The sequence below is a fragment of the Aquaspirillum serpens DSM 68 genome (genome assembly GCF_000420525.1).
In the GTDB taxonomy this organism is placed as follows: Bacteria; Pseudomonadota; Gammaproteobacteria; order Burkholderiales; family Aquaspirillaceae; genus Aquaspirillum; species Aquaspirillum serpens.
Genome location: NZ_ATVC01000091.1, coordinates 1 through 6,394, shown reverse-complemented (window position 1 = coordinate 6,394; position 6,394 = coordinate 1). Strand labels below are relative to the sequence as shown.

Here is a 6,394-nt window from a genome sequence, read left to right as displayed (position 1 = left end):
CATGATCTCCAGCGGTGGCGGTGCCATGATTTCCAGCGGTGGCGGTGCCATGATTTCCAGCGGTGGCGGTGCCCTGATTTCCAGCGGTGGCGGTGCCCTGGTCTCCAGCGGTGGCGGTGCCCTGATCTCCAGCGGTGGCGGTGCCATACCATCCAGCGGTGGCGGTGCCCTCGTCTCCAACGGTGGCGGTGCCCTGATCTCCAGCGGTGGCGGTGCCCCCATCTCCAGCGGTGGCGGTGCCCCAATCTCCAGCGGTGGCGGTGCCCCCATCTCCAGCGGTGGCGGTGCCCCCATCTCCAGCGGTGGCGGTGCCCCCATCTCCAGCGGTGGCGGTGCCCCAATCTCCAGCGGTGGCGGTGCCATGCCATCCAGCGGTGGCGGTGCCCCCATCTCCAGCGGTGGCGGTGCCCTCGTCTCCAACAATTACTTCTGAATAATCTCCCGCGGATAGTTGACTCTTCATCCCTCCCGTGATTGTCACCCCTGGCAAAGAAGTATCAAACCGCCGCATCACGGGATAAGCATTTTTAACCGATATTAAACCTTGTTGAATATAACTTTCTATCAACTCTGGCAAACTATTTTCATCGGCTATCGCCAACAACTTGAATCGTTTGCAATACACCAACCTAGTTTCCGGCACCACAATGGTTTCTTTATCATCACGATCAACAACAGCACATATCCATTGTTGCGGAAATGATCTGAAAAATGGTTGGAATGTGCTGAGGTTAGCCTCAAAAAACCCAGTTACCACATCGTCATCTGCCATCAACTGAGCATTCTTCAAATCTGATTCGGAATAGTTTTCAGCAAATTGAAAAATTTTCTGCAAACGATAACGATCTATTATCATTCCATGATTCAAAGGAATCAGGATCCGTAGGGGGCGATTGATTTCCACAGGATCAACAAGACCCATTTCAACTGTTTTAACAACAGCTAGACGTAGACGTCCACGTCTTCTTGGAACAGGGGGTACTGTGCTCATCTATCTCTATCCTTGATTTTGTATGACAAAATATAAAGGTTTAGCACAGCTACGATCTTTGTCAATCCCCCCTGCTTTTTCTACCCATCATCAACAGCATCCCCATCTTGCACTGCATCAGCGTACAATGCCTCGGGTGTGCTTTTTCATTTTGCAAACAAACACCATGCATTCATTTGACGTTCTGATTATTGGTAGTGGGCTGGCGGGAATGACGTTGGCGCTGCATTTAGCCGAAACACGGCGCGTAGCGTTGGTCACTAAACGCAGTTTATTGGAAGGCAGTTCTTCGTGGGCGCAAGGTGGCATTGCGGCAGTATTAGATACTGATGACTCAGTTGAAGACCACATCGGCGACACCCTGATTGCAGGCGCTGGTTTGTGCAACCCCGATACCACCCGCTTCATTGTCGAAAACTCCAAATCCGCCATTGATTGGCTGATCTCACTTGGCGTTCCCTTTACTCGCGATGCCGACAGCGAAGTCAGTAGCTATCGTGGTTTCCACCTCACCCGTGAAGGGGGACACAGCCACCGCCGGATTATTCATGCTGCCGATGCCACTGGCGCGGCGGTTACCTCAACCTTAGGGCAAAAAATCAAAGCCCATCCCAACATCAGCCTATTTGAACACCATCTGGCGATTGACTTAATCACCGCTCGCCGTTTAGGACTCAAAGGAAAACGCTGCTTTGGGGCGTATGTATTAGATAAACACACTGATAAAGTCATTACTTTATCGGCGGCTCATACCGTGCTGGCAACCGGCGGCGCTGGCAAAGTCTATCTCTACACCACCAACCCCGACACCGCGACTGGTGATGGCATTGCGATGGGGTGGCGTGCGGGCTGTCGTGTCGGCAACATGGAATTTATCCAATTCCATCCGACATGCTTGTATCACCCCCATGCAAAATCGTTTTTGATTTCCGAAGCGGTGCGCGGCGAGGGCGGTATTTTACGGCTGCCAGATGGCACCCGCTTTATGACCGCCCACGATGAACGGGCAGAATTAGCACCGCGTGACGTAGTGGCGCGGGCGATTGATTTCGAAATGAAAAAACATGGCCTCGACTGTGTTTATCTGGATATTTCTTACAAACCAGAAAGCTTTATCCGCGAACACTTCCCGACCATCCACGCCCATTGTCTGAGCTTAGGCATTGATATTTGCAAAGAGCCAATTCCGGTTGTCCCTGCGGCACACTACACCTGCGGTGGTTTAATCACCGATTTGCAAGGCCGTACCGATGTCGAAAGTCTGTATGCCGTCGGTGAAGTGTCGTGCACCGGCTTGCATGGCGCCAATCGTTTAGCGTCTAACTCATTATTAGAATGTATGGTGATTGGCCGCGCCGCCGCCAGTGCCATCCTTGCCTCGGGCCCGACTTTGATTCCAAGCATTCCCGATTGGGACAACAGCCGCGTCACCGACCCCGATGAAGAAGTGGTGATTTCACATAATTGGGATGAACTACGGCGCTGTATGTGGGATTATGTCGGTATCGTGCGAACAACGAAAAGACTCGAGCGCGCATTACATCTTATTGAATTATTGCGGACAGAAATCACGGAATATTACCGTCACTTCCATGTTTCAAATGATTTAATCGAATTGCGTAATCTAGTCGATACGGCAGCGTTAATCGTACGTTCTGCCATGCAACGGCACGAAAGCCGTGGCCTGCACTTTAGCCGCGACTATCCCGATTTGTTACCGGAAGCAGAAGAAACCATTCTTGCTGGCCGAGCCGATCATGTCCCGATTGCGTAGCGGACTTTCATTTATTTGGGAAAGAAAACGGCGATGATTCAAACAATGAGCACTTTGTGGCAACAACAACTCGACCCGTTCGGCCTACAGGCAATCACGCGCAAAGCGGCATTGGCATGGTGGAAACACCCCGAGGAACTGGCAGCTAGCTGGCAAGAATGGTGGCAACAAGTCGGTAAATTAAACAGCTATGCCGCAGCACGTTGTCTCGGCACAGAATTACCGCCGGTTTGCCCCCCTCAAGCCGAAGATGAACGCTTTAAAGATCCAGTTTGGCAAGAACTAGGCTGGGATTTGTTAAAGCAGTGGTACTTATTAAACACCCACTGGCTGCAAGATGCCCTCTATCGCACGCCAGAATTAAGCGATAAAGAACGCAGTCGCAGTGCGTTTTGGTTGCGGCAAGGGCTAAATGCGCTCGCCCCCAACAACTTTTTCCTGACCAATCCGGTAGCACAGCGCAAAGCGCAGGAAAGCGGTGGTAAAAGTTTAAGCGAAGGTTGGCGCAACTTCTTACGCGATGCGGCACGCGGTGATATTGCCATGACCGATTTAAGTGCTTTCCAAGTCGGGAAAAATCTGGCAACCACACCGGGGGCAGTGGTCTATCGTGGGCGGTTATTGGAAGTTATCCACTACGAGGCAACCACACCCACGGTGAAACAAATCCCAGTGGTCATCGTATCGCCGTGGATTAACAAATACTATGTTTTAGACTTAGACAATAAAAAGAGCCTGATTCAGTATTTGGTCAGCCAAGGCTTTTCCGTCTTTGTGACCAGTTGGAAAAACCCCGGCCCCGATGATAAAGACGTCGGATTTGATGACTACATCACCGAGGGCATTGACCGCATTGTGCAAGTAGCCAAAGACATTCAGCAAAGTGAACAAGTATTGCTCACTGGCTATTGCATTGGCGGCACCCTGACTACGGTCTATTTGGCATGGTTAGCGGCACAAAAACGAGGTGATGAAGTTGCCGGCGCAACCTTGTTAACCACCCTGACCGATTTCTCCCGCCCAGGTGATATTGAAGTTTTCTTGGATGAAGAAGGGCTGTCTTTTGTCGAGCGTAAAATGCAGGCAAAAGGCTATTTAGATGGTAAAGACATGGCGGCCAGTTTCCGCATGTTGCGGGCCAATAGTTTGATTTGGAACTATTGGGTCGAAAACTATTTATTTGGTGAAACACCACAGCCATTTGACATTTTATATTGGAATATGGATAGCACACGGATGCCGTGTGCCATGCATTCTTTTTATCTGCGTGAGTTCTATCTCCACAATAAATTGACTCAACCGAATGCCTTGACGATTGCTGGGCAAAAAATTGATTTACGCAAAATCAAAACGCCGTTGTTTATGGTGTCGGCAGAAGAAGACCATATTGCGCCATGGAAACAAACTTGGCACCTGACAGAACATACCCCTCATGCCCCAGTCCAATTTACTTTGTCGTCTTCGGGGCATATTTTGGGGATTGTGAACCCTCCTAAACCGAATTCAAAACGGCGCTATTGGCAAGGGGATGTCAAAACAGGCGAACCTCATCCGGCATGGTTTGCGCGACAAGAACCAGTTAATGGTTCATGGTGGCCATCGTGGGTGAATTGGATGAACGGCAAAGCAGAAACCGACATCAGCCCACAACTGAGCTCTAATCGTTACCCTGCCATTTGCCCTGCACCCGGACGCTATGTGTTAGAACACTAACAGGAGCCACCCATCATGGGCTACAAGACATTGAAAATTGGGATGTCAGCACGTTTATATCATCCAGAAGCGGGTAAAACCGGCTTGATGAGTAAGAGTTTGCAATATCTTGAACAATCGGTAGCTCATTGGGTGATGTCTCGCAATGTGATGGTGTTAATGGTGCCATCTATTTTGCATGATAGCCCTATGTTACGAAGCAATATCAGACTGTCAGACTATGCCGAATTTTTGGATGGTTTGGTGTTACAGGGTGGCGCGGATGTCAGCCCACACACCTATCATGAACAAGCCATCGATCCGCGTTGGCAAGGCGATGCGGTGCGGGATGCTTATGAGATGGAGTTACTGCATGAATTTGTCGAGGCAGGTAAACCGGTGTTGGGGATTTGTCGTGGGATGCAGCTGATTAACGTGGCCTATGGTGGGACGTTATACCAAGATATTCCAACACAATTACCACAAAGCCTAGCACACGAAACCCCAGCGTATGACCACCATCACCACACCATCAGTTTTCAAGGCAATGGCCGCTTGGTGGGTTGTATGGGACAGGTCAGCGGCGAGGTCATTTCTATTCATCATCAAGCAGTTAAGCAATTAGGGCGCGAGATAGAGATTGAAGCAACATCAGCTGATGGCGTAGTGGAAGCGATTTCACGCAAAGGCCGCAGCTTTGTTTGCGGCGTGCAATGGCATCCAGAGTTTCACGTCTACCACGGCCATCGACGATTACTCGATTGCACGCCAATTTTAGAAGCTTTTCTGGATGCCGCACGCCGTGCTCGTTAGCTGCGTTTTGGCCGCTTTTCGACAAAGGCGGTAATGCCTTCTTTGGTGTCAGGATAGAAAAAGTTTTCTGCCATGATCGCAGCAGCCGTTTGGTAGGCGGTGGCCAAATCTTGTTCAATTTGTTGGTAAAAACCGCGTTTACCAATCGCAATCGCGGCGGCTGATTTAGCGGCGATATTCTGTGCAAGGGTTAGGGTTGTTTGATCGAGCTGGTCAGCAGGCACAACTCGATTGAGCAATCCCCATGCTAAGGCGGTTTCTGCATCAATAAATTCGCCGGTAAACAACATTTCTAAAGCACGTTTACGACCAATATTGCGTGACAAAGCCACCGCAGGGGTCGAACAGAATAAATCCAGTGTAATGCCTGATACGGCAAACCGTGTATGCTCTGCTGCCACCGCTAAATCACATGCAGCAATCAACTGACACCCTGCCGCAGTCGCCAAACCTTGAACCTTGGCAATCACGGGTTGAGGTAGTTGTGTGAGCTGTAACATCACCGCGCTACATTGTTGGAATAGATCAAGGCAGGTATTTTGATCAGGAAAAGCACACATTTCCTTCAAATCATGCCCAGCACAAAACGCTTTTCCTTCTGCTGTTAACACAATGACTTTGATGTTTTTATTATTTTGAATTTCGGTTAATTGCGTTTGTAGTTCAGTTAACACCTCACACGATAAGGCATTGAATTGCTGTGGGCGGTTGAGTGTTAGGGTACAAATTCCGTCTTGCTCGTGACGTAATACAAAAGACATGCGATTTCTCCTCTTATTATTCGCGTAGCGAAAACAGAGGATAACAAAAAACGCCACAGCAAAGCGTGGCGTTTTAAACGGAGACTTCGCGACAAGTTGACATCCTCCCCGGCCTGAAGGCCGGAGATTCCTACGGCGCTCAGACACGGCATTGAGCCGCACCTGAGTCGCTTCGGTGGGTTCCTGCTGCTGGCGGCATTGCTGCACCGCTCACTTCACAGGCGAACCGGGCGTGTCCCGCCCTTAGAACATTGATCGCGCCGACCACATCGGCGTTTTCCTCGAAACTACACTCGACACAGACAAAGCGGGCTTGTGTTTGCCGGTTGTCTGCGCTGACGTGACCGCAGCACGGACAAGTGC

Annotated in this window: 6 protein-coding genes; 3 read left to right on the top strand and 3 right to left on the bottom strand. The window is 50.2% G+C overall.

What is annotated here, in order from left to right; genetic code table 11:
• Positions 1-991: hypothetical protein (locus G465_RS15965; protein WP_211213782.1), on the bottom strand; the 991-nt coding region annotated here is incomplete at its 3' end.
• 166 nt (positions 992-1,157) lie between these two features.
• Here G465_RS15965 and nadB point away from each other — a divergent pair.
• From nadB to G465_RS0112280, 3 genes are read left to right on the top strand one after another with little or no spacing between them, the layout of a single operon-like run.
• Complete coding sequence (nadB, locus tag G465_RS0112290; RefSeq protein WP_022654745.1) at positions 1,158-2,765, top strand: L-aspartate oxidase; 1,608 nt, start codon at positions 1,158-1,160, stop codon at positions 2,763-2,765.
• 33 nt (positions 2,766-2,798) lie between these two features.
• Positions 2,799-4,478, top strand: a complete 1,680-nt coding sequence (locus tag G465_RS0112285; RefSeq protein WP_022654744.1) for a PHA/PHB synthase family protein — start codon at positions 2,799-2,801, stop codon at positions 4,476-4,478.
• A gap of 15 nt (positions 4,479-4,493) precedes the next feature.
• Positions 4,494-5,270 carry a gamma-glutamyl-gamma-aminobutyrate hydrolase family protein gene (locus tag G465_RS0112280; protein WP_022654743.1) on the top strand — a complete coding sequence of 259 codons (777 nt, stop codon included), beginning with the start codon at positions 4,494-4,496 and terminating at the stop codon, positions 5,268-5,270.
• Here the strand turns inward: G465_RS0112280 and G465_RS0112275 are convergent.
• Entirely contained in the window at positions 5,267-6,088 is an 822-nt protein-coding gene (locus tag G465_RS0112275) for an enoyl-CoA hydratase (protein ID WP_281166796.1), read from the bottom strand. The genes G465_RS0112280 and G465_RS0112275 overlap by 4 nt on opposite strands.
• 82 nt (positions 6,089-6,170) lie before the next feature.
• Positions 6,171-6,394, bottom strand: a 224-nt coding sequence (locus G465_RS16290) for a zinc ribbon domain-containing protein (protein ID WP_155846566.1), incomplete at its 5' end; no start/stop codon positions are given.